A 270-nucleotide genomic window follows, 5' to 3' on the forward strand; every position below is an offset into this window, starting at 1 on the left:
GCTGTGCCCCGAGTGCCTCGTTTGACTGGGTATTGTGGGGCAGCGGCCTGTTTGTCGTTGCCGGTTATCTGGGCTGGTTGTCACTGGGCGATGTCGGATTAACCTGGGTATCCACCCTGATGCACACCTCGTTCGAAATGGTCAACGCCATGTGGTGGGGGATTATTTCGGCATCTGTCTTTGTTGGTCTGCTCGGGCGGATTCCGCGTGAGCTGGTGATGTCGGTACTGGGACAGGCGGGGACGCAGCAGGGTATTTTTCGTGCCACTC

The 270-nt window shown here is 58.1% G+C and carries 1 pseudogene; it reads left to right on the forward strand.

Annotated elements, in window-relative coordinates:
* Positions 1–270, forward strand: a pseudogene (locus Q4563_RS20075) (permease); the annotation flags it as partial.

It is taken from the genome of Gilvimarinus sp. 1_MG-2023, from assembly GCF_030548285.1.